Origin of the sequence: Pseudoalteromonas sp. B160, from assembly GCF_037162485.1 — a bacterium.
Taxonomy (GTDB): domain Bacteria; phylum Pseudomonadota; class Gammaproteobacteria; order Enterobacterales; family Alteromonadaceae; genus Pseudoalteromonas; species Pseudoalteromonas rhizosphaerae.
Map to the genome: position 1 here is coordinate 2567293 of NZ_JARLUX010000001.1, position 24859 is coordinate 2592151.

Below are 24859 nucleotides of genomic sequence, written 5' to 3' on the forward strand. Positions count from 1 at the left end.
TTTTAGCACAAGGAGCAAAACACCATGAATAAACAGTACGTCTTCTATGTTACTTTATTTACAAGTGTTTTGCTCAGTGCCTGCTCATCTCGACATGCCCCCGCTCCGGTCAGTAGTTTAAATACCAGTGTTAAACCTTATACTAGTAAAGTAAATATTAATGGTGACCGCTACACGGTTAAAAAAGGTGATACATTATACTCGATTGCCTTTAGCGCCCAGCAAGATTTCCGCACGTTGGCAAAAAATAATGGCATACCAGCCCCTTACATAATCCAACCAGGGCAAACAATTTCTTTTAAAAATGTACCTGAAAAAATAAAAAAGCATAAAAAATATACGAAACCGAGTGAAAAGTCTACAAGTGACATACAAAAAAATAACAAAAAATTAAAGAAAGAGCTTGATCAGCCAAAACAACGAGAGTATGTTCAAAAACAAGCCAATAGGAAAATTAGTAAAAATAACAGTTTGTCCTCGACCCAAGTTAAGTGGTCGTGGCCAGCTAAAGGAACAGTAACTCAGCGTTTTTCAACCAAGGAAAGCGGTTATAAAGGGTTACAAATTACTAATAAAAAAGGTGTCGCTGTTTTTGCCGCAGCACAAGGGACTGTAGTTTATGCGGGTAATGCACTTAGAGGATACGGTAATTTAATTATTTTGAAACATAATGATGATTATCTTAGTGCCTATGCACATAACTCTAAGTTGCTAGTTAAAGAAAAACAGGATGTGAAAGCTGGGCAAAAAATAGCCGAGATTGGCAGTTCAGACTCTGAAGTGACGGCATTGCGTTTTGAAATCCGTTACCGAGGACAAGCTGTTAATCCTGAGAAGTATTTGCCTTAGCTATCGGTCGGGTATTGATCATAGTGATATAAGATCACTTGTTTGCTTGAGGGTACGCTCATGGGTAACACAGCAAAAATAGAAAAAACGAAAGATGCGATTGATGATAAATTTGATGATATAGCTGTCGCTGATACAGACTCTGAATTATTAGATGACGTCGATAAAGATGATGACAAAGAAGATGAAATATTTGCCAAAGAGGAAATCACTAAGAATTTAGATGCGACTCAGCTGTATTTAGGTGAAATTGGTTTTTCGCCATTATTAAGTGCTGAAGAAGAAGTCTTTTTTGCCCGCAAAGCATTAAAAGGCTGTAGCGCTTCTCGTAAACGAATGATTGAAAGTAATTTACGTTTAGTTGTTAAAATCGCCCGCCGTTATAACAATCGTGGCCTTGCGTTACTTGATTTAATTGAAGAAGGTAATCTTGGTTTGATCCGCGCCGTTGAAAAATTTGATCCTGAACGTGGTTTTAGATTTTCGACCTATGCGACTTGGTGGATCCGTCAAACAATTGAACGCGCCATCATGAATCAAACCCGCACAATTCGCTTACCAATCCATGTAGTGAAAGAACTTAACGTTTATTTACGCACCGCACGTGAACTAACGCAAAAGCTGGATCATGAGCCCACTGCCGAAGAAATTGCAGCGTGTTTAGACCGACCAGTTGAAGACGTAACTAAAATGCTGCGTTTAAACGAGAAAATCACCTCTGTAGATACACCTATTGGTGGTGAAAACGATAAAGCATTGTTAGATATTATTGCCGATGAAAAAGGCTTTGGCCCGGAAGGCGAAGTACAAAATAATGATATCAATAAGCACATTGTAGACTGGTTAGGTGAGCTTAATCCTAAGCAACGTGAAGTGCTTGCACGTCGTTTTGGTTTGTTAGGTTATGAGCCATCAACGCTTGAAGATGTGGGTCGTGAAATCGGTTTAACGCGTGAACGAGTAAGACAAATTCAAGTAGAAGCACTGCGCCGCTTAAAAGATATTTTGCAGCATGAAGGATTAAGTACTGATAGCTTGTTTGATCAGTTTTCATAATATTGATACAGCAATAGACGCAGCAACACAAACACACAGAAAATAATTATTAAAAGCTGAAGAGCTAACTCTTCAGCTTTTTTTGTGCTTAAAGCATGCTACAGCAGCGATTTTAGCTTATATAGTAAATCTTGAGCTTGGCGTGGGCTTAAGTTATCTAGGTCAACCTCAGCGAGTTGTGCTTCTACCTGTGATGGTTCAGCTGCAAACAATGATGGCTGTACTGCATTGATATCAGCAGTGACTGGCTGATGATTCTCCAGCATTTTAAGCTTTTGTTTTGCCTGCTTTATAACTGCTTTTGGCACCCCAGCTAAGGCCGCTACTTGCAAGCCAAAACTTTTACTTGCGGCACCATCAAGTACGGTATGCATAAAGGCGATTGTGTCGTTGTGCTCTATCGCATCTAAGTGAACATTCACCAGTCCCGCTTGTTGCTCGGCTAGTTCGGTAAGTTCAAAATAATGGGTTGCGAATAAAGTTTTAGCGGATATTTTTGATGCTAAATGATCCGCTGTTGCATAAGCTAATGATAGACCATCGTAGGTACTCGTCCCTCGGCCAATTTCATCCATTAACACCAGTGACTGCGCGGTAGCATTGTTTAAAATAGTGGCTGTTTCGGTCATTTCGACCATGAAGGTTGAGCGACCTGATGCTAAGTCATCACTGGCGCCAATACGTGTAAATATACGGTCGATATTACCAATCTTAGCGCTGTCTGCTGGCACAAAGCTACCAATGTGTGCCATTAACACAATCAGTGCAGTTTGGCGCATATAGGTTGATTTACCGCCCATATTTGGTCCCGTAATGATCAGCATTTTACGCTGAGCATTAAGCTCTACAGGATTGGCAATGAAAGGGTCTTTCATTACTTGTTCAACAACTGGGTGGCGACCTTGCTTAATACTAATGTCATCGTTATCGCACAGTAGCGGTTTTGCATAGTTCAATGCAATTGCACGCTCGGCAAGGTTATTTAGCACATCTAAATCTGCCAGTGCTGCCGCCATTATTTGTAGCTGTTCAATGTGCGGGGCAATAAATTCAAACAGTTGTTCGTAAAGTTGCTTTTCAAGCGCCAGAGCTTTTGATTGGCTACCTAACACTTTATCTTCATGCTCTTTAAGCTCTGGAATTATATAACGTTCGTTATTTTTAAGCGTTTGGCGACGAATATAATCAGCGGGCACTAAATGTGCGTTGGCACGACTTACTTCAATAAAAAAGCCATGCACACGGTTATAACCGATTTTAAGGGTGCTAATACCGGTGCGTTCACGCTCGCGCTGTTCGAGTTGTTCAAGAATGTCGGTAGCACCTTGGCTGAGTGAACGCCATTCATCGAGTTCACGGTTGTAACCCGGTGCAATTACGCCACCATCACGAATAAGTACCGGTGGGTTTTCAATCACTGCTTGCTCAAGTAATTGCTGTAAATCAGGTAATTCAGGAGATTGCGCGATGATCTGACTAATGCGAGGATCGCTGGCATCGGTTAATAGCTCGTGCAGTGGAGCTAGGGCTTGTAGTGCGCTACGCAGACGGGTTAAATCGCGCGGACGAGCGGTCCACAATGCTAAACGAGCAATAACACGCTCAATATCACCTATTTGTTTTAACGACTCATGTAGCTCACCACACAGCTGTACATCGATAATGGCACTAATCGCATTAAGGCGAGCGTTAAGCTCAGGTTTAGAACGTATTGGTGTATGAATACGACGCTTTAATAGCCGTGAGCCCATCGCTGTTGCTGTTTTATCAAGTACTTGTGCTAAGGTGTTTTCAAAGCCACCAGAGAGGTTAACGGTCAACTCTAAATTTTTACGGGTGGCAGCATCTAAGATTACTGCATGTTCGTTATGTTCTAATGTGATGGCGCGAATATGGGGTAGAGCAATACGTTGCGTGTCTTTCACATATTGCATAAGGCAACCGGCGGCAACTAATGCAGCAGTTGCTTTATTAACCCCAAAACCGACTAAATCTTTGGTGCCAAACTGCTCGCATAACAAATGTTGTGCAGTGTCTAAGTCAAACTCCCATTCAGGACGACGGCGAATACCTTTGATATGCTCAATCAAATGAAAGTTGGCAAAGTCTTCGCTATAGAGTAACTCTGCTGGTGCTAAGCGTTGTAAAGTTGAACTAAATGCTTCTTCAGTATTTACTTCAACAATATTAAAACGGCCTGAGTTAATATCTAAGTAAGCAATGCCATACACGCTTTTTTTACTTTGCCAAACGCTGGTCAGTAAATTATCTTGGCGCTCTTGTAATAGTGCTTCATCAGAAATGGTGCCAGGGGTAACAATGCGTACAACTTTGCGCTCAACAGGTCCTTTGCTGGTTGCAGGGTCGCCTATTTGCTCACAAATAGCGACGGATTCACCCATTTGTACCAAACGAGCTAAATAGTTCTCTACCGCATGATAAGGGACGCCTGCCATAGGAATAGGATCGCCGCCGGCTTTACCACGGTGAGTTTGTGAAATATCAAGCAGTTGTGCTGCACGTTTTGCATCATCAAAAAATAGCTCGTAAAAATCGCCCATGCGATAAAACAGTAAAATATCACGATGCTCAGATTTTATTTTTAGATACTGCTGCATCATCGGAGTTTGTTGACTTATATTGTGCGGTGCATAAAGATCGAACGACATGTATTTACCCAAAGGCTGAATATGGAATTACATCAAGAGATTAAAACACTTGCTGCGCAGTTAGGCGCTATTTTAACGGATAAACGCTTATGGATCACTAGTGCTGAATCATGTACTGGTGGTGGAGTGAGTTATGCGTTAACAGATACCCCTGGCAGCTCGGCTTATATTGACCGTGCATTTGTAACATACAGTAATCAAGCTAAGCAGGATTTACTAGGGGTTACAGAGCAAACCTTAACTTTATACGGCGCAGTGAGTGAGCAAACTGTTTTGCAAATGGCCGCGGGTGCGTGTAAGGCCGCAGGGGCAGATATTTCGGTTGCAGTATCGGGGATTGCAGGTCCAGGTGGTGGCAGTACAGAAAAACCAGTAGGTTTAGTATGGTTTTGTATTCAAATTGGCGAGAAACAGTATCCGAGCCAACAGATATTCGCAGGCGATAGAGCGCAAGTTAGGTTGCAAGCTATTGTTTACTCATTAAAAACCATTATAGAAAAGATAAATTAATAAAATTAGCTTGATACTGTGATTTCATACAGTATACTTGTCTGCATTAGCCGGATTTGGAGAGTAAAATGAACGATAACAAACAAAAAGCGTTGGACGCTGCTTTATCTCAAATTGAACGTCAATTTGGTAAAGGCTCAATAATGAAATTGGGTGACAATAAAGCGTTAGATATTGATGCTATATCAACAGGCTCTCTGGGCATTGATATCGCATTAGGCATAGGTGGTTTACCTATGGGGCGTATTGTTGAGATTTATGGCCCTGAATCATCAGGTAAAACAACGCTAACATTACAAGTTATTGCTGAAGCACAAAAAGAAGGTAAAACCTGTGCTTTCGTTGATGCTGAGCATGCACTTGATCCAATTTATGCCCAAAAATTGGGTGTAAATATTGATGAGTTATTAGTTTCACAACCTGATACAGGCGAACAAGCACTTGAAATTTGTGACATGTTAGTACGCTCAAGCGCTGTTGATGTGGTTGTTGTCGATTCGGTTGCGGCATTAACACCGAAAGCTGAAATTGAAGGCGACATGGGTGATTCACACATGGGCCTACAAGCACGTTTAATGTCACAAGCATTACGTAAGCTAACTGGTAATATCAAACGTTCAAACACTTTATGTATTTTCATTAACCAAATCCGTATGAAAATTGGTGTTATGTTTGGTAACCCTGAAACCACTACTGGTGGTAACGCACTTAAATTCTACGCGTCAGTACGTTTAGATATTCGTCGTATCGGTTCTGTTAAAGAGGGCGACGAAGTGGTGGGTAACGAAACCCGCGTTAAAGTGGTGAAAAACAAAGTTGCTCCTCCGTTTAAGCAAGCTGAATTTATCATCATGTATGGTGAAGGCATCTCTAAGCATGGCGAGTTAATTGACTTAGGTGTTAAGCATAAGCTGGTTGAAAAAGCAGGTGCTTGGTATAGCTACAATGGTAGTAAAGTTGGTCAAGGTAAATCAAACTCAATTAAGTTCTTGAAAGAGAACCCTGAGATTTCTAACGAGATTGAAGGTAAGTTACGTGATATGTTGCTATTAAAAGCAACAATTAAGCCTGACGATGTTGAAGATACAGTGTTAGCAGATGATGCTGAGCTTTAAAAGTATTTAATAAGCGCGATTTGACCCGCACTTAACATTAAAAAAGCCGCTAAATAATATTTAGCGGCTTTTTTGTATTTGTATTTTTGTTAGCGAGTTATAACTGCCAATTCACTGAGACAGTGAAGTTACGTGGTGCACCATAGTAGCCTTGCTCCCAATACAGGCTGTGGATGTATTTTTCATTGGTTACATTATTAATATTGAACGACAAACCGACATTATCCGTAATATCGTAAGTAGTCATAAGGTTTAAGATACCGAATGCATCTTGTTTGGTAACTGGAGTAACACCCAGTGCTGTAATTGGCTGAATGCGTTTAGTGTCATCTTGCCAGCGGTAATTTAAGCCAAATGTTAGCCCTTTAATCTCAGTCACTTTATGAGTGATGGCAAGTTTATACTGGTTTTTAGGGGTGTAATTCTTAACAAGCTCATCACCATCAATATTGATGGTGCTATAACTAAAACTAGTACTGAGGGTTTCAGTAATTTTACCGCTAAGCTCCACTTCAAAACCATCACTGTTAATACCATCAGCACCATAGTAACGGGTGTCATCAGGTTTTGAGCCTGGAATTGCAACCGCAAGGCCAACTTGCTTAGCATCAAAATAAGCAAGGGTAACAAACAGGTTACTGTCTAATAACTGTGCTTTTACGCCTATTTCACTGCTTTTACCTGTGATTGGATCGAGGTAATCACCATTGATCTCACGCTCAGTTTGCGGCACAAATGTTTCTGTGTAGCTGGCATACGCTGCTAGATCGTCGTTAATATCGTACACAGTGCCAAAATAAGGAATGGTTTTATCCGCTTTTTTATCTTTGGCAACACCATACGACATACCTTTAGATTGCCAGTTAACTTGGCTAACACCGGCTAAAAAGCTGAGTGAGTCGGTAGCACGAATACGCGTAGAAATATAAGCAGAACGTTGTCTGTTAGTAACATCACCACCGGTCAAACCATCCGTAAGCGTTGCCACTGGCGCTGCGCCATCCCAGCCACCAAGCTCTGGCATTGGAGGATAACCATTGCCTGTCGTGTTGTCATAAAGTGACTTATCATAATTATCCATATCAGCCTGGTTTACACCAAATGATAAATCATGCGCCATGCCGAATAAATCGAACTTACCCGCAACGTATAAATCAAAAATGTCGTGCTTGTCTTTATGGTCATACTCACTTGCATAACCCGTTAAGCCAAGGCCGGTTTCACGATCGGGAGTACCAAAAACGTAAAATAGCTCAGAATCTTGCTCATTTACTAAATGCGCGTAATTTGCTTTTAAAAACCAAATATTAGTAATGTTTTGTTCAACTGAGACGAAAAGTTGCTCAGTAGAGTTATTCCAATATGACCAATCTGACGCTGTACTTGTCGATACATCAAAATTTGTTGCACTACCATCGCTATAATAAAGCGGTAATGCTCCCCAAAGCGGGCTGTCGGCATCTTTTTGTTGATTGACATAGTTTACCGATAAAGTCGTACTGTTGGTAAGCTGGCCTTCATAGGCAAGGTAATAAATGGTTTTGTCTTGTTCGTTGCGATCTAGGTATGAATCTGTTTTTTGTTTTGTAAACGCAACACGTACGGCCTGATTTTCAGTTAACGCCGTTGAGGCGTCGAGTTCCAAGCGTTTGTTACTCCATGAACCAAACGATGCAGAAGCGCTTACTTTTGTTTGATAAGTTGGCTTTTTAAGTACCATGTTAACGGTAGCTGACGGGTTACCTGCACCAGTCATCAAACCATTTGCGCCGCGAACAACTTCTACGCTTTCAAAAATAGAGGTATCAAGTGTACCTTGAATCGAGCCGTTATCTTGCGGGGTACCCATGCCATTTACTTGAAAGTTAGTAATTTCAAAACCACGGGCTTTAAAATATGTGCGATCTGTTTCTATTTGTTCAACAGTTACGCCTGGCGTGCTTTCTAGTACGGCATTAATATCATCGAGAGAGAAGTCGTCCATTAAGGCGCGCGATATAACAGAGATCGACTGCGGTGTTTCTTTAATTGTTAAGCCCAATTTGGTTGCTGACTGCGCATCTTCCGTAATGTAATTTTTATGGTGTTGTCCATACACAGCTATTTTTTCAAGGGATTCATGATTGTTATTTTCTTCGGTTGCGTGAACAACACCACTTATAGCTAGCGAAGTAAAAGCTGCTAATTTAGATAAACGTAAAAACTGCGGGGCAGACATGTGACATCCCATAAATTAAAAAGAAGTACGCAATTTAATCTAAATGCCAACGATTTGCAATTGCATTGTTGTGTTTTATTCGATAAAGAGTTTGATTTTGGAGTAATAAAAAAGCGGCCAAAGCCGCTTAAGGAAGTAATATAATTTTAGTTTTAGCTTAGAACGCGTATTTAACTGAGAACTGCAGGCGATCTAAATCACCATCAACGCCACTTTCTGTTTCGCGTTCTGCATGCTTTAACTCAGCACCAAACGTTAAACGTTTAACTGGTGAGTATAAAATATTAGCGCTATAGCTTTGGCTAGATTCAGTTGGGTCACCGGTAATCGTAAGCAAATCAGTGTTATTGTCTGCTGAGAAGAACGAGTAAAGGAATGTTGAGCGCCATTGGTTATTCCAATTGTGCTGGTAAGCAATAAACCCTGATGTAGAGTCAATTGCATCTAGCTCATCACCATTAAGCACTGCACCATGCGCAACATTTAAGCCAACGTAACGACCTAAGCCTTTACCTTGGGTAAGCATAAATTTAACGTTGTCTTGGCCAACTTTAAACATACCTGATGCACTAATGCCAATTGATGTTTCATCAGCGTCAAGGCCGCCCACTTTATAAGTAAGTTGACGAGCAAGCGCTGCAACCACTAAGTTACCCCAATCAGCAGTATGTGTGTAACGTGCTGTGAAATCCGGTAATGATGCATCATCGGTTACAGCCATACCATTTGAAGTTGTAATTGTACTTTCAGGGTTTTCTAGCGAGAAAGACCATGCGCCAGTTGTGTATTTAACTTGTGCTTGGCGAACAAATACCGTGCCTTCAGCTGGACCTACAAAATCAAGAGTTTCAGGCAGTGCACCAACATTTTGGAAGTTTGACCATGTTTGACCAAACAACCAGCCGTCGTAAGAAATAAATGCGTGGCGAATACGTGGCGCGTATGAGTTAGATACGCGCTCATTACCGCCAGCAGCAGATGCTAAAAAGTCTATTTCGATTTTACTACTTATGGTTTTGCCGTTGTCTAGGAGTGTTGATGTGCCAAAATTAAAACGAGACTGACGTGCGTGCATATCAAATACAGCATCAGAGTTGTTGTCGGCACCGACTGTTAATGTACTTGGTACATAAAAGTCACGCCCTACATTTGTTCCTGCAGGCGCGCCAGCTGAATAATCACTCCACATTGCATCGAGTTTTATATAACCACCATAAGTAACATCAGTGCCACCAATGGTTGCGGCTTGTGCTGTAGCTGAGAGCGCGCACAATACGGCAGTGGCAGTAAGTGTTTTTAATACTGTTGATTTTGTTGTCATAGTCAAAGTCCTATTCGGGGCTGCTTGTTGCATCATGATACTTGTGTTGTGATACCACTTTTGATTAAGTATGCTTTTTACTCAATTACCTATTGGTCTATTAGACTAAGGTGGCAAGCTTGCTACCCTAGTTTAAACATATCATTAACATTTTGTATTAATAGCGTAAAATGATGAAATTTTAAAACAATTAGAGCGTTCAGTGAAATAAATCAAAGATAATACAACTAAGGTCTAATACTTTCGCCCGCTATGCTGGGTGATCCTTAAGATAGGCCTTAGGCAAGTAATTAAAATGGAGACGACTATGTCACAAAGTATCTATCCAGTTCCTGCACATATCAAGAATGCAGCCTTAGTTGATAACGATAAATATAATACACTTTACAAGCAATCTATTGATGATCCAGAAGGTTTTTGGGCAGAGCACGGTAAACGTCTCGATTGGTCAACACCTTTTACTAAAGTAAAAAATACCTCTTTTGATAAAGGCCATATCAGTATTAAATGGTATGAAGATGGCGAACTTAATGCTTCGTATAACTGTATTGACCGCCATCTGGCAACTAAAGCAGATAAAACGGCATTGATCTGGGAAGGCGACGATCCATCGCAAAGTGAACATATTTCTTATCAACAGCTGCATGACGAAGTGGCAAAATTTGCCAATGGTTTGAAAAAACTCGGTGTTAAAAAAGGCGATCGTATTGCTATTTACATGCCTATGTCACCGCAAGCTGTTTATGCAATGCAAGCATGTGCGCGTTTAGGTGCAATTCACTCGGTAGTCTTTGGTGGTTTCTCACCATCAGCAATTGCTGATCGTATTAAAGATTCTGGTGCTAAAATTGTTATTACTTCTGATGAAGGGCGTCGTGCAGGCAATACAGTGCCGCTTAAAGCAAATGTTGATGAAGCCGTTGCACAACAGTCGGTCACTACCATCGAACACGTTGTTGTACATCAGTTAACGGGTGGCGAGGTACAATGGCATGAACATGATGTATGGTGGCATGATTTAGTTGCTGATCAAGCCCCAGACTGTGCACCAGAGCCGATGAATGCAGAAGATCCACTCTTTATTCTTTACACTTCAGGTTCAACAGGTCAGCCTAAAGGGGTGGTTCATACGACTGGTGGTTATTTAGTATATGCATCGATGACTCACGAATATGTGTTTGATCTAAAAGAAGATGATATCTTTTGGTGTAGCGCCGATGTGGGCTGGATCACAGGTCACAGTTACATTGCTTACGGCCCATTAGTTAATGGTTGTACGCAAGTCTTATTTGAAGGTGTACCCACTTACCCAACCGCAGGACGTATGGGTGAAGTGGTTGATAAGCACAAGGTAACTATTTTATATACCGCACCTACAGCAATTCGTGCATTGATGGCGAAAGGCGATGAGCCAACTGCGACTTCACACCGTGATAGCTTACGAGTGCTAGGCTCGGTTGGTGAACCAATTAACCCAGAAGCGTGGACTTGGTATTACGAAAGCATTGGTAAGAGTAATTGCCCAATTGTAGATACATGGTGGCAAACCGAAACGGGTGGCATCATGATCACACCTTTACCAGGCGCGACTGATATGAAACCAGGTTCTGCAACGCGGCCATTCTTTGGTATTGCGCCGGCATTATTTGATGCAGAAGGTAATACACTTGAAGGCGCAGTTGACGGTAACCTTGTTATTCTTGATAGCTGGCCTTCTCAGGCACGTACAGTTTACGGCGACCATGAGCGTTTTGAACAAACTTACTTCTCAGCTTACCCAGGTGTTTATTTTACCGGTGATGGTTGTCGTCGCGATGAAGATGGCTATTACTGGATCACCGGCCGTGTTGATGATGTATTAAACGTATCAGGACATCGCTTAGGTACTGCCGAGATTGAGAGTGCACTGGTTGCTCACCCTGCGGTTGCCGAAGCTGCTGTAGTAGGTTACCCGCACGATATTAAAGGCCAAGGTATTTATGTTTACCTAACGCCAAACGAGGGTGTAACGGTCAGTGACGTATTAACCAAAGAGGTACGTAATTGGGTTCGTAAAGAGCTTAGCCCAATTGCATCGCCAGATATGATCCAATGGTCACCAGGTTTACCTAAAACCCGCTCAGGTAAGATCATGCGTCGTATTTTACGTAAGATCGCTGCAAATGAGCACGAGCAATTAGGTGATACCTCAACACTTGCAGACCCTGGTGTGGTTGATGAATTAATCGAGAACCGATTAAATCGTTAAATATGCGTTAAAAACTTGATTAGAAGTTGATTCTAAACGTAGTATATCGGCTGTCAGCTATTTGATAGATGGCAGCCGAATTCATTAGGAGTGAACCATGAGTCAGTTTTTAATAGCGGATGACCACCCGTTATTTCGCGAAGCACTAAAAGGGGCATTAACGGCAAAGTTTGATGGTTTAGAGGTTTTTGAATCTGAAAATTTTGAAACTACATTGCAAGTGCTTAGTGAACAAGAAGATTTAGATATCTTACTACTAGACCTACATATGCCCGGCAGTGGCGATTTATATGGCCTAATTCGCATTCGTGAAGATTATCCAAGCTTGCCAATTGCTGTTGTCTCTGGCAGTGAAGATATCAATATTGTTTCAAAAGTTATGAGCTACGGGGCAATGGGATTCATTCCTAAGTCATCATCATCAGATGATATTGCCGGAGCAATTAATCAAATACTCGATGGCGATGTATGGCTACCACCTGAGCTTAAAGACAAAGTAGCGAGCGTTACCAATGAAGATAAAGAAATCGCCGCTCAAGTAGCCTCCCTTACCCCACAGCAATATAAAGTGCTGCAGTACTTGCACGAAGGTTTGTTGAATAAACAGATCGCTTATGAACTACATATTTCAGAAGCAACGATCAAAGCGCACATCACCGCGATATTCCGTAAGCTTGGAGTGTATAACCGCACGCAAGCGGTGTTGATAGCTGCAAAATTACAACTCGAACCTATCGAGCAAACACATTAAGTACAGTATAAAAGTGTCAATAATAATAAAAATAAAGAGGCGTTGCGCCTCTTCATTCTACTCTATTTCTAGAGCCTAGCTAAATACGACGGTTCTATTACCATTAATAAATAGCTTATGTTCTGATGCTAATTGCAGTGCCTTACAAAACACTGTTTTCTCTACATCTTTGCCCATTTTAGCCATCATTTCGGCAGTGTTTGCGTGGTTTACATGGGTGACGTCTTGCATAATAATCGGCCCTTCATCGAGCTCATTATTAACAAAATGCGCTGTTGCACCAATGATCTTAACTCCTCGTTCAAATGCCTGATGATATGGTTTTGCACCGATAAAAGCAGGTAAAAATGAATGATGAATATTGATAATTTTACCATCAAAGCGGCCTACAAATTCAGGGCTTAAAATCCGCATATATTTGGCAAGGCCAATGATATCGGGATTGTAGCTGGCAATTAAGTCACCCACTTGCAGGTCGTGTTCAGCGCGTGATAGACCTTCATGGCTGACCACATGAAACGGCACATCAAAGCCCTTCGCCAATGGCGCTAAGTCAGGATAATTAGCAATCACAGCCAATACTTCAATATTCAGTGCTTGCTCAAATTGCTTTAGCAATACGCCCCCTAAGCAGTGGGCTTCTTTAGTCGCTAGTAACACCACTTTAGTTTTCTCGTCAGTGTGCAGTGCTAATTGCGCGCCATCGGGTAACAAAGCTTGTAATTGATTTAAAAAATCTGGATCTGGTTGGCCCGTTAGTTCAGTGCGCATAAAAAAGCGCTGAGCATCTTTATCTACAAATTCATTATTGCGGGTAATATTTAAATTATGCTGATGACAAAGTCCGGTGATTTTCGCTATTAAGCCGACATCATCGGCACATTGCGTGGTTAGTATCGTGTTCATTTTTCCTCATTCTAATCCCGTGAACAGTGGCTCCATTATTTGTTAATTTGTCACAATAGCAAGGGCTTTATTGAGAAATTCAGTATTACCTAAATTGCTATAAGTGGAAAATAAAAAAATATTTTAATTTTGTGAGAAATTATTATACAGATTTCGTTATGGGTTATTTATTGTTCATTATCTTATTATCGTCAGGTAGACAAAATATAACAACGAAAGGGATAATTTTATGAATCTAATTAAATCAATGCTTGCGGCATCTATTTCGCTGGCTTTATTGTCTGGCTGTGAATCTGATTTTGTTGATCACCCTGATGAGCCTATAAATACCGCACCAGTTATTAGCGTAAGCGATACAGCAGTAGTTGAAAAACAAGCTATTTCAATCAGTGCCACAGTGCAAGATGAAGGCCCCGTTACTTATCTTTGGAGCCAAAATGCAGGGTTGTCAGTTGCATTAGAGAACACCAATACAGGGACTGTTAGCTTTATTGCGCCAAGTGTTAGCGAAGATAAAAAAATATCTTTAAATTTAACTGTTACAGACAGTGAAGGTTTAACGAGTGAAAAAAATGTTGTAGTTGATATTCAACAGCAGCTGGTTAAATTATCACTGGAAGGCATAGCAACAGATTCCCCCTTAATTGACGCGGCTATAAAAGCCAAAATAGGATCGCAAGAGTTCACGACAACGACAAATAGCGATGGTTATTATAGCTTAGAGTTAGCACTTGACGATGATGCTGATATGAGTCAATTGGTGACAATTGAAGCACAGGGTAAAGAGCAACAACAAGCCGCTTTGTTGCAGTCACGACTAATGAGCTTTGCAAGCTTGAAAACGAAAGCGGGCGATGACGCTGTACTTACTAATGACGAAGACTTTTCGGTAAATATTACTAATCTAACCACAGCAAAGTCGGCGCTTTTGGCGCGAGAAAATTTATTCGTAGACATTAAAAGCGAGCAAGACTTGAAACGCTTGTCGAATGAGATTAGTGCTGATGAGCTCGTTAAGGTTGCTACGACTATAAAAGTTATTTTGGACAAATCAACGAGCAATGAATTATTTGCTTTACCCGAGGGAGTAAATAATGTTTTAGAGCTGGCTTTAGATAATGAAAAAATGACTCAGTATATTAAAAAAGTGGAGCAAACGCCCGAGTTTAGCCAGGCCCAAGAAGAAATGCTAGCTGATGAGAAGGTTGTTCAGTCTACAAAGACTAATAACATTAAAACTTTTTACTATAATCGTGGCAATTTATCTATTAATCAAGTTATTGAATTAGATAACGACGGCACTGGTCGTTACCTTCTTCAAAATTATGATGGTCGCTTCGACTGGATATATCAAAACGATGTGTATACCTTAAATAATCCTGAAGGTTTTTATGCTTATCAGACTACTGCTGATATTGAAATTGATGGTGAAACAAAGCGGGTTCGCCAAGAGGTTACTACTTATAAAGCAGAGCTAAAGTTAATTGCGGCAACTGAAAATGGTTTTTTAGTCAAAGAAACTGAGTATAAAAATGTAGAGTACCCAGATGGTGAGTTAGAAAATTATCAACTCACTAACGAGTCTATCCTTAAAGTATTCACTCAAAATGAGCAAGTTGATTTTACCTTCGCGCAAACTCAAAACCCTATTGCATTGCCTGCACCGCATATTTTCGTTGATCAAGTATCTCTTGGTGCGATTACGTTAATGTTAAATGACGATGGAACAGGTGCTGTTTCAGAGCTTGGAAATACGCCTATTACTTGGCGAATGATAGAAGATAATAACAAACAGTCATTACATATCACACTGAGTGATTACGATAATGAAACAATACTATTTAGGCAATTAACAAGTGATGGTGATATTGCAACGTTTGCTGTATTTAGTGAATTTGACGGAATTAAAAATGCGAGTGTAGGTACTGGCAGCATTATCGACGAATCAGAGACATTCAATATTGCAACAATCCCTGGAATATATAGCTACAACTTTGATGGTAAGAGTTTAGATGAGTTTTGGTTTGAGCTTTGGCCTGATGGCAAAGCTATTTCGATGAGTGTGTACGACAGCAATGAGGATGGGCAATTATCAGTTGCTGAAAGTCGAATTTATGCTGGTAACTGGCATCTTGATGATGACATTCTTACAATAACGCGAAACCTAAATGGACGAGATGATTGTTACTACGTTGAGCAAGATCCTAATTGCTGGTTGTGGAATACTCGGCAATGGAAGCTAATTGAACAGATCGAAGATACTATTTATGTAAATAACATGCATCAATTTACCTATAGCCAAGGTGAGGAACCAAGAGAGAAAACGTTCGATAATCGCAAGTTTAATCGAGCAACTGAGCGGCCTATTTCGTCTCCACTACCTGATGAAATTTTACAACAGATAGGCTATCAGCCCCCTGTTTCTTTGACTGGCCTAATTAGCCCTAATAACTACTTGGGTAAGCGTTTGTATTTTACAGATCATGATTATAAAGTGGAAGGCGAGCTTGGTTATTTTCAATTTGATGACAATAACTCATTTCAATATTATCAAGATAACAACCTATCAACAGGGACTTACCAGATATTTTCTGATAATCAATTAATATTACGCGATGGTTCATCATTAATGTATGGGGCTAATTATAGTTTATTAATTGGCTCGAGTAATGTGGTAATTGCTACTTTTGAAGAGCATATTTGGCCGCATTTTACTAGCGAAAACGATGCCAAAGAATACATGAGTATTGTTGCCGACAATAAACCAGTAAGTAACGTCGAACATTTAATCGGGCGCGATATATATATGGTCGACCGAGATCGAGATGATCAGTGGGTGGTTAGTTATTTGAAGTTTGATGAAGATAAAATCACAATTTATAGTGATGAAAGTTTCACAACCATTAATACAGAGCTTGATTACAGTGTTGATGACACAGGCATGATTAGCTTCACGGATGATCAAAATACAATGTACTTATCGTTAGTGACTGATGAGTTTAATATTATTATTACTAATGATGTAGGAAATAGCAGTAAAGATTTTAACTATTTCTTATTTGATCAGCAAAAAGCAAAAGATTTTGTTAACAACACAAATGCATTAAGAGAAAGCGCACAGCGTTAACTCCACTTACAATCTTTTAGTTTTAACAAAAATAAAGCGCGATAATTTTTATCGCGCTTTTATTCGTTTTAGTGGCCTGCAAAATTACCGTCGCAGAGATTTTATATCACGTAAAATGTGTAAATGTTAGGTTATAAGGCCGACGCGGGGTAAACCCTTAAAAGAACGGGGGTAAACCCGCTGTTATGGTGTTGTATGGAGGTGATTGTGGCTCGTTTAATTTTTTGTTGTTTGACGGTTGGTGTTTTACCAGGGTGCGCGATGAGTGACCCATCTGCAGAGATTGATAAAAATCAGTATGTATATCCTTATAAATGTACACATAAAGGAGAGGTTGAATATCATTCAATCACGGCACGTGAGCCTTTAAGTAAAGCGTTTTTAGCTAAAATGCAAAATGCATTGCACGAGGGCTTTGAGCTAGATCCTAATAGTTGCGTGCCTGTAGAGGCAATACCAGACGCTAAGAATAAGTAATTCGTCTCAACGATTTAGTAACGCCATTAAGACAGATAAAAATATTTTAAATTTATGAGAAAAATTTAACTGCTATTCGTGTCTGTCATTGTTGTGATTTCTTCGTAAAATTTATTTAGCTATAAATAATAACTATCTAAGGAATTACATGAAGTTACAGTTTGAATCACCTAAAGTTAAAACATCAATTTTATTCACGTTCAGTCTTCTTCTATCTGCTTGTGGAGGTGGTAGCGATGACTCACAAACTACAAAATCTGATGCAGATAAACAGCCAGATAAAGTAGAAGCGTCGCGCTTAGTGTGGGAAAAATTATTACCAACAACAAGCTTTGCTTATTACTCGTCACCGGCACTTAGTGCTGATGAGCAAACAATTTATATAGGCACAGCTAAGAATGTACGCAATGACCCCGCAGGCAGTGATTTGATGGTAGCTTATAACCGCAATGGCAGTGAAAAGTGGCGTTACACTTTGCCTAATGGTGAAGAAGTGCGTTCAAGCCCTGTTGTACATAATGAAAATATTTATTTCACTGTTGATAAGCGAGTAGGTGAGTTTGAAAAAGCATATCGCGATTTAGTAGCTCTAAATAGTAGCGGCGAGCAAATGTGGCGTCAACGCGTATCTGATTATGGCTTTCAAACAGGTTCTGGTTTAACCAAGGTTGCGGCTTTTGAAGGCCAAGTTATATATACCGGTTTAGATATCCGCGCTTTTAATGCGCAAACGGGTGAGAGCTTGTTTGAGCGTTTATGTAACTGTGCAGAGCGACAAGACCGATTTGTAAATGGAGCGGTAAATCACAATGGAGAATTGGTATTTTATGATGAAGGGCGCGTACTTAAGCTTGATTTAAATAGTTATGAGTTAGTTGGCGAATTCAAAGATATAGACACCTTTGAAGGTGACTTGGTTTACTCTACTCCAGCTATTGATTCTAACAATAATATTTACTTTGGGTCTGAAGCCGGAGTTTTATACAGCTTTGATGATAATTTGGATCTTCGTTGGCAGTTTGAGTTACCAAACCCGCAGGTGTTCGAGGCGCCATACATTCGCTCATCGGTAGCGATAGATGAGTCGCGTAGTACGATTTATTTTGGTACAAAAAATAATGATGATAGTGAGTTTTACGCACTCGATATCAATGATAAAAGTATAAAATGGCAAGTGGCAATTACCGGTGATGTTTATGTGTCTCCTACCATTGGCGATAATGGTAATGTGTACTTTTCTTCAGAAAGTAATTTACTTTATACATATAAACCAGATGGCACGCTTGCATGGCAATATGATTTAAAAGCAAATGTAACTTGGTCTTCTCCAGCTATCGATAGTCAGGGGGTTTTATACATAGGTACTTTATCTGAAAGTAATGTATCGGCCGCAAGTGCAACAGGTAAGCTTGTGGCTATTCAAACCGACAGCACAGGTTTAATGCCTAATACTTGGTCTAAAATTCACCAGGATAATCAAAATAGTGGCGTGGCTAAGTAATAAAATTAATTAAAGCAGTCGCACACTAGAGCGACTGCTTTAACCCAAATTACAATGGGTTTACCACTGAGAACCGTTTATCAGAAACACTCCAGTAACCTGAGATCAGAGACGATTAAAATTTTATAATTATTACCTCGGCCATTAAAGAGTGCAGGGTCTAACTTAAACTCTCCTGTATTTGGCAGTTCTTCAGCAAACTGATACCAGCGTCTATTGTTGACTATATTTAAATCCACTTGTTGCTTATCGCCAATTCCGCGAGAGTCATCATGCAGAACATACATAGCAACAGTTTGTCCGATGAGTTTGTTAGCGTTCCAGGTTATCGTTTTTTGTTGGCCAACTGGGTAAGTATCAAGGGCTTTAGGCGTGATAACTGCTGAAACTAATTTGCCTTGTTGTAAAAAGTGTTCTAAACCGTTATCAACGGTTTTACCTGAAGCAATACTAAATAATCCATCAGATAGGCTCCAATAACCTAAATCGCTGACGAGCATCAGTTTAAAGCGATTAGTGCCATTGGCCATAAAGTGATAGGGGTCAATTTGAGCTGTTCCTGTGTTTTTTATATTAGTTGCCGCTGGATGCCAATCAATTTGTTTAAGGTTATTAAAGTCATCAAAGCTGTTAACTTTATAACTAACGGTATGATTGACTAATATACTTATGGTCGTGCCAATTAATCGTTTGCTATCCCATTCAAGTGTATATTCAGAGCCTATTTTTAGTTGGCTTGCATTTTTAGGGGCCGTGATTGAGCTAACTCGTTTTGTTGCAATTATCGCGTTGATATCTCTGGCAGGGCTAAATTGGTTCTTTGTGGAGTGTGGTTTATGGTTTTGTTTTTCGAGTTGTGCTAACCACTGAGTATGTGGATTATTGTCGAGCTTATTAATAGCCGCTATTAACTCAAATGCAAGGGAAGAGTTTGATTTAGCAGAATCAATGAGCTGTTGCATTTGCTGTGAAGTTAACGCATTAAACATATTTGTTTTTATCACAAGCTCTAACCATTGAACTTGTTGTTGCTTGCTTAGTTGCGTTATATCAATATCAAATAATGCTGTTTTATCCAGTGTGTTTTGTTCATATAGCGCCGTGTATTTTGCTAAGGTGATATCGTAAAATTGGCTTGATTGTTGTGTATTATTGGCAAGCCATAGCTCTGCATTCTTTAAGGTTTGTGAGTACTTACGCAAACTTAAACCTAGCATGGTACTTTCATAACGCCCCTTCATGCATTTTTGATCACTTGTCGAACAATGTAGTAGCTGTTTATTTAAAAAGTTATTTGCTTGCAAATAATCACGTTCTTTTAGGTAATATTGATATTGCTCATATAGTACAGTACTAAGTTCATGTTCAAAGTTTGGGAGTAGCTGTTGATAGATAAACATGGCTTTATTCAGGGCTTGTTCTTGCGCAAGTTGTGCACCTGCTTGAGCATATAAATTTGCCGCAAAATGGTTTAATTTTGCGAGCTCACAATGTAGTGGGTGGTAGTTATTCGCAGCATTTTTTAATGTTGAGTCTAGTAACTTAATTGCTTGGTCTATTTGATTATCTTCTATCAGTAGGCTGCTTTTCATTAACGATTGCCATGCTTTTTGCGAGGCAGACGTTGCTGTCGTATTTTCATTCTCGAGAATTAATTGACGGCTGAGTATAGGGTGATTATCACGATGAGTAAAAATATGTATTAATAATTCCAGTTTTAGTTCGGATGCATCGCTATTTTGAAAAGCTATTTTGATTCTGCTTTATGTCACCAGCTAAATAGCTATCTTTAGTAAGCCAACCAAGCAATTTAATGTTGCTGTTTTGAGGGTTTTGCTGCGATAGTTTTTGCCAAAGAATTCGTGCTTTTTGTTGTTGATTTAATTTAATTAAACTTTTAATTTTTAATATTTGCATGTCAATCGAACTATCGCACAACGCCAATATATCTAAAGCTGCTGTAAAATTTCCATGCAAGTATAAGCTTTGGGCAACGGTTAAGAGTACGCTTTGTTGGTTTTTTGGGCTTAATTGACTCTGCATTACTTGTTCAACACCAGCAAGTAACAAGGCCGATACCGACAGTTTTGCACCTTGCGGCGCTAGCGGTGTGCTGCTAATTAGTAAGTTTTGATAAAAGTTGAGTAGTTCATACTGTTGCTTTGCGGCTTGCTTTTGTTCATCTTGATAAAGAAATAAGCTAATACAGGCGACACCCAAAAAAGCGATAGTTGAGGTTATTAGAGCAGCAGTAAGAGGGGAGCGTCTTATAAACTTACCTAATATATATGTTTTTGAGTGTTTAAACCAAAGTAATGGACGATGCGCCAGATAAGCGGCGATATTTTGTTTTAATGTATCTGCTGATGCAAAGCGTTGCTGTGGTAGTGGCGCCAGTGATTTATTGATGATTTCTTGAAGCTCTGTACTAATAGGTTGTATAAGTAGTTTTTCTAAAATACGCCCGAGGCTATAGATATCAGCTTGGGTTGTTAAGCTTTCACCAGCCAGTTGCTCTGGGCTTGCAAACTCGTGACTAAGCGCTTTTATATATGCGTTATGTAATGGTATTTCATGATTCATGGAACTGGAACGCGCAACCCCAAAATCAACAAGTTTAGGTTCACCATTGTTATCTACTAGGATATTTGAAGGCTTTAAATCTGCATGGATCACCCTATTTTGGTGAGCATACTCAACGGCATCACATACTTTTTGAAATACCTCTAACCTTGCTTTTTGCGAAAGGTTTTTTGCGTAGTTAATTAATGTATCACCGGCTATATATTGAATGATGATGTAAGTGCCAATACTGCATTTACCGACATCTAATATGCTAGCTATATTGGGATGTGATAATTTGGCAAGATATTGCGCTTCTTGTAAAACATGTTTTTGTCCATGTAATTGTACAATGGATGGATAAAATAACTTAATCGCTACCTTTTGATTTAACTGGCCATCATTTCTAGTCGCCAAGTAAACTGCACCCATTCCCCCATAGCCAATTAATTGCTCTAACCTAAAGTGACTTATTTCGTCGCCTTGCAGTTGTAAAAGCTGATGATCATTAGTAAGTAAATTTAATTGGCCATGTAATAAGTCATTAAACAATGAGCTTTGATCATTACTTGTATGTGCATTTATTAATTGCTTCACTTCAATGATGAATTGTTCATCAGATAGTTGTAATTGCAGCAATCCTGAGGTTAAGTTGTTGGCATGGTGTGTAAGTAAGTGTTCAAAACACGAAAGCGCGTCTTTAAATTGATTCATTAATTATCTTAATTTGTTTGAATACGCACTTTTATAAACGCTTTAGCAGCATCTAATTCGCGATAAATAGTAGCAAGTGAGACCTTGAATTGTTTAGCTAGCACTTTAGTATCTAGGCCCAAAAAGTAATGTTGAGAGAATATTTGAGCTTTTTGCGGATGATTTTTTTCTAGATGATTTAGGGCGCTATCTAATGCTAAAAAATCCTCTTGGTGTTTTAGTTGATCGTTTTGTTGCTGGATTTTTTCTGCGTTAGGAGTGCGTTTGAGAGTTTGAAACTTGCGAATTTCATCGCGTAAAATATTACGGATAAATACACTTAAATAAGTATTAAATTGTGTTTGGTGATTAATGCTTTGTTGAGGCGGGATTAATTCAATAAGTGACTGATGTAGTAGCGATCCAGTATGCGGTAAGTGCTGCAATACATAGGTTGAATCGATTTCATTACGGTAACCTTCTAAATGTACATGACAAACTTGTTTCAGGTGGTAGTAAAGCCGAGCTTTAAGTTCATCAGCACTTTGCGGGCAACCATTTTGCCAGCCATTGATTAGATCTTCTAATGATGCCTGCATCGATCTTCCTTATTTCGATATTTCAATTAATAAGGTACATTTGCGGGACTTTAATTACAAGTGTTAACTTAATGTTCGTTAATCAATTCTCTCAGCTGTGAGGGAGTCGTCCCAGTCCAGCGTTTAAATGCGCGGCGAAAGTTAGTTAAGTCGCTAAAGTTAAGTTCGCCTGCTAGGGTTTCGTTACTTTGCGCTAAAGTGGCGATATTAAACACCGCGGTTTGGCGATTGATACAATCTTGCAAGGCGCTAAAACGAGTATGATGTTGTTTTAGTTTTCGCTTAAAAGTGGCGGGGCTCATAGCGAAATGCTGGGCAACTGTTTCGAGGTTTTGTTGTGGTTGAGCACTAATATGATTGCGCACTAATTGCAGCCAAGGCGCAGCGGGTAAAGGGTGCTGCTTTATGGTTGCTAATGATTGCTGCAGCAGGCTCGGACAGCTATCTATTAAGTGTTTGTTATAAAGTTCATCACTAATACTGACCATAAATAATTGTTGTGAAAACTTGCAGTTGGCTTGTAGGTTAGTTTGATATTGCTCTATGTGTGAGGGCTGCGCATAGGGAAACGAAAAACATAAATCACTGTTATTACCTATTCGCCATTTACATGTTGCAGCGATAAAACTGGCAAATAATTCGCAGCAAAATTGTTCTACGGCTGCATTTATTGCCCCGAAGCTGAGGTTGATAATGAAGTAATGTCGGCCTTGGTGGTATTTATGTTCGGCATTAAATAAGTTAAAGCCATGCAAAGGAGTGCGTGTGAGTAGTTTTTGCAGTGTGCGTAAACTTTCTGCTTGAGAAAATGCGCTATATAACGGATTGTGATTAAGTAGTTTTCGCCCTAGTAAAAAACTGAGTTGGTGTTGATTATCAAATTGACGACAGTTTTCTTGTAATCGATAAAATTGCTCAACACTGATCGAAGCCGTTCCAGCTGCAAAATCTTGATAAAATAATCGAGTTCCTTTGAGTAACTTATCAGGGTGTACCCCTCGGTGTTTGGCTAAATCAACTAATTGCGCTGCCCATGACTGTAAACCTTGATAAGGAGAGTCGATATAACTGCTGTTACTAAGGCTTGCACTCACGCAGTATGTCCATGTAAGTTTTTGTTCGTTAGTAATTTTTGATGCAATTGACTGAGTAAACCAGAGGTCGAATCACGGTGCGTTGCGGCTACTAAACTGGTGTGTACTTTTTGTTTGTAGCTCACTGCTTTGTCGCTGCTATTAAACGAAAACGCTTCTAAAGCACTGACTAACGATACGCTTAGCTGCTCTGCGACAGCGAGTTCGGTATTGGGCAACATGACAATAAAGCAATCACTGGCGTAACGGCAGACTAAATCTTGTTCACGTACATTCAAGGTGATCACTTGAGCAAACTCTTGTAACAGCTTATCGCCTTCTGCATCACCAAATTGACGATTAAACCGATCAAACTGAGCAATATCTAACATCAGTAATGAAAATCCATGCAGGCTATGGTGGAGCAAATTTAGCTCGCGGCTGATCTGGCTTTTCATATAATCGGCGCTAGCTAGTCCGCTGATAGCATCACTGAGTTGATGCTCTCGATAAAAGCGCTCGCGATTACGTAATTGTTGATTAATGGTCATTTGCTCTTGGTGCCAATGATACAAAGCCATGGTCATTAAAATCATCCCAAATGGTGCAGGAATGGATTCAATAGTACTGAGCCATGCTTGTTCATTGCTGTAATATACAAATTCATCAATAAAATCGAGGGTCATCGATAGATTCATAATCGCAAGGCCTGAGAATAATAAGTTAGTTACTCGTCCCTTTGGCCTACTTAATAGAATAAAAAAGATCCACAGCAGGGTCATGGCAGTAATACCGCCTTCGCCACCTACATCAAACCAATCGATCTGGCTATGGCCTTTATAGTGACCGTAGCTAAGTGTCAGGGTTAATACGCTGGTTAACATCACCACTAAGATAAGCAGTAATGAGCGATGTAATTTTAAAAACGATAAATTCATTGTCAGCTCAATAGGTATATTTGATAGGCAGAATAAGCAAACAGCTTAAACACCACTAGGGTCAGATTAGCTCACAGTGATGACATATTTTTTACGTTGGCAACTTTTCAAACGGATTATTGTTGATTTTTGAATTAAAAAACCATAAAAACAGGGGGTCAAATCAGCTCATTTTGCCGTATTTAACTACTTAAAATGCCCTTACAATGGCTAATTATCAAGGACGTAACGGGTACTGACATATTT

General features: G+C 39.8%; 18 protein-coding genes. 9 read left to right on the forward strand and 9 right to left on the reverse strand.

Features of this window, described 5'->3' with window-relative positions:
* Nucleotides 1-24: 24 nt before the first annotated feature.
* Both P4S61_RS11950 and rpoS read left to right on the forward strand, forming a co-directional pair.
* Nucleotides 25-849 carry a peptidoglycan DD-metalloendopeptidase family protein gene (locus P4S61_RS11950; RefSeq protein ID WP_337118320.1) on the forward strand — a complete coding sequence of 275 codons (825 nt, stop codon included), beginning with the start codon at nt 25-27 and terminating at the stop codon, nt 847-849.
* 60 nt (nt 850-909) lie between these two features.
* Nucleotides 910-1905: an RNA polymerase sigma factor RpoS gene (gene rpoS, locus P4S61_RS11955; RefSeq protein WP_145235280.1), complete on the forward strand. Its 996-nt coding sequence runs from the start codon at nt 910-912 to the stop codon at nt 1903-1905.
* Nucleotides 1906-2003: 98 nt separating this feature from the next.
* Here rpoS and mutS read toward each other — a convergent pair whose 3' ends face one another.
* On the reverse strand, nt 2004-4574 hold the full coding sequence (gene mutS / locus P4S61_RS11960) for a DNA mismatch repair protein MutS (protein WP_337118321.1): 2571 nt from the start codon (nt 4572-4574) through the stop codon (nt 2004-2006).
* Nucleotides 4575-4595: 21 nt separating this feature from the next.
* Here mutS and P4S61_RS11965 point away from each other — a divergent pair, with 21 nt between their 5' ends.
* Both P4S61_RS11965 and recA read left to right on the forward strand, forming a co-directional pair.
* Nucleotides 4596-5084 (forward strand): CinA family protein, encoded by a 489-nt coding sequence (locus P4S61_RS11965; protein WP_145235284.1) that lies wholly within the window; start codon nt 4596-4598, stop codon nt 5082-5084.
* A gap of 68 nt (nt 5085-5152) precedes the next feature.
* Complete coding sequence (recA, locus tag P4S61_RS11970) at nt 5153-6199, forward strand: recombinase RecA (protein ID WP_145235287.1); 1047 nt, start codon at nt 5153-5155, stop codon at nt 6197-6199.
* Between the two features lie 97 nt (nt 6200-6296).
* Here recA and P4S61_RS11975 read toward each other — a convergent pair whose 3' ends face one another.
* A complete protein-coding gene (locus tag P4S61_RS11975; RefSeq protein WP_337118322.1) occupies nt 6297-8417 on the reverse strand; it encodes a TonB-dependent siderophore receptor in 2121 nt (706 codons plus the stop codon).
* 157 nt (nt 8418-8574) lie between these two features.
* Nucleotides 8575-9738 (reverse strand): DcaP family trimeric outer membrane transporter, encoded by a 1164-nt coding sequence (locus tag P4S61_RS11980; protein WP_145235291.1) that lies wholly within the window; start codon nt 9736-9738, stop codon nt 8575-8577.
* Nucleotides 9739-10045: 307 nt separating this feature from the next.
* Here P4S61_RS11980 and acs point away from each other — a divergent pair, with 307 nt between their 5' ends.
* Together acs and P4S61_RS11990 are read left to right on the forward strand one after the other, a co-directional pair.
* Nucleotides 10046-11986 (forward strand): acetate--CoA ligase, encoded by a 1941-nt coding sequence (acs, locus tag P4S61_RS11985; protein ID WP_337118323.1) that lies wholly within the window; start codon nt 10046-10048, stop codon nt 11984-11986.
* Nucleotides 11987-12083: 97 nt separating this feature from the next.
* Entirely contained in the window at nt 12084-12737 is a 654-nt protein-coding gene (locus P4S61_RS11990) for a response regulator transcription factor (protein ID WP_145235295.1), read from the forward strand.
* A gap of 75 nt (nt 12738-12812) precedes the next feature.
* Here the strand turns inward: P4S61_RS11990 and purU are convergent, their stop codons facing one another.
* Nucleotides 12813-13643, reverse strand: coding sequence for a formyltetrahydrofolate deformylase (gene purU, locus P4S61_RS11995; protein ID WP_145235297.1), 831 nt, complete (start codon nt 13641-13643; stop codon nt 12813-12815).
* A 229-nt stretch (nt 13644-13872) separates the two neighbouring features.
* On the opposite strand from purU, the gene P4S61_RS12000 reads away from it, so the two are divergent.
* The 3 genes from P4S61_RS12000 (at nt 13873) to P4S61_RS12010 (ending at nt 18748) form a co-directional block, all read left to right on the forward strand.
* Nucleotides 13873-16770 carry a PKD domain-containing protein gene (locus P4S61_RS12000; protein WP_337118324.1) on the forward strand — a complete coding sequence of 966 codons (2898 nt, stop codon included), beginning with the start codon at nt 13873-13875 and terminating at the stop codon, nt 16768-16770.
* Between the two features lie 207 nt (nt 16771-16977).
* The gene (locus P4S61_RS12005; RefSeq protein WP_337118325.1) at nt 16978-17247 is read left to right on the forward strand and encodes a hypothetical protein; all 270 of its coding nucleotides are present in this window, start codon (nt 16978-16980) and stop codon (nt 17245-17247) included.
* Nucleotides 17248-17395: 148 nt separating this feature from the next.
* Complete coding sequence (locus P4S61_RS12010) at nt 17396-18748, forward strand: PQQ-binding-like beta-propeller repeat protein (RefSeq protein WP_337118326.1); 1353 nt, start codon at nt 17396-17398, stop codon at nt 18746-18748.
* An 80-nt stretch (nt 18749-18828) separates the two neighbouring features.
* Here the strand turns inward: P4S61_RS12010 and P4S61_RS12015 are convergent, their stop codons facing one another.
* The 5 genes from P4S61_RS12015 to P4S61_RS12035 form a co-directional block, all read right to left on the reverse strand.
* On the reverse strand, nt 18829-20340 hold the full coding sequence (locus P4S61_RS12015; RefSeq protein WP_337118327.1) for a hypothetical protein: 1512 nt from the start codon (nt 20338-20340) through the stop codon (nt 18829-18831).
* A 142-nt stretch (nt 20341-20482) separates the two neighbouring features.
* Nucleotides 20483-22024 carry a serine/threonine-protein kinase gene (locus tag P4S61_RS12020; protein WP_337118328.1) on the reverse strand — a complete coding sequence of 514 codons (1542 nt, stop codon included), beginning with the start codon at nt 22022-22024 and terminating at the stop codon, nt 20483-20485.
* Between the two features lie 8 nt (nt 22025-22032).
* The gene (locus P4S61_RS12025; protein WP_145235307.1) at nt 22033-22602 is read right to left on the reverse strand and encodes a sigma-70 family RNA polymerase sigma factor; all 570 of its coding nucleotides are present in this window, start codon (nt 22600-22602) and stop codon (nt 22033-22035) included.
* A 68-nt stretch (nt 22603-22670) separates the two neighbouring features.
* Nucleotides 22671-23696 (reverse strand): AraC family transcriptional regulator, encoded by a 1026-nt coding sequence (locus P4S61_RS12030; RefSeq protein ID WP_182731522.1) that lies wholly within the window; start codon nt 23694-23696, stop codon nt 22671-22673.
* Nucleotides 23693-24613, reverse strand: coding sequence for a GGDEF domain-containing protein (locus tag P4S61_RS12035; RefSeq protein ID WP_182731521.1), 921 nt, complete (start codon nt 24611-24613; stop codon nt 23693-23695). The genes P4S61_RS12030 and P4S61_RS12035 overlap by 4 nt, the downstream gene beginning before the upstream one ends.
* Between the last annotated feature and the right edge of the window lie 246 nt (nt 24614-24859).